Raw genomic sequence first — 246 nt, forward strand, 5'->3', positions numbered from 1 at the left:
ATCCCCGACGCCATCGCGTCAAATACATTGAACAACCTGTGGGACCAACAGCAAAACTCATTCGAACCTACTCTTTTGAGTACTTCCTCAATAGTTTAGATGATCTCAGCCATCATCTTGGAGGGTACACCGAAGTAAAAGATGTTAAAAGCAATAAAACCATTTATCACTACAACTGCTCGCAAAGACTCACACAGATCGAATATTGTGGCCGCTTAGCCAAAGGAGCTCATCGTCGGGATCACT

Annotated in this window: 1 protein-coding gene; it reads left to right on the top strand. The window is 43.9% G+C overall.

All coding sequences use genetic code 11. The features are described 5' to 3' along the window. Positions 1-246: hypothetical protein (locus AOM43_RS08595; RefSeq protein ID WP_152618852.1), on the top strand; the 246-nt coding region annotated here is incomplete at both ends.

This window comes from Parachlamydia acanthamoebae, from assembly GCF_000875975.1.
Classification (GTDB): domain Bacteria; phylum Chlamydiota; class Chlamydiia; order Chlamydiales; family Parachlamydiaceae; genus Parachlamydia; species Parachlamydia acanthamoebae.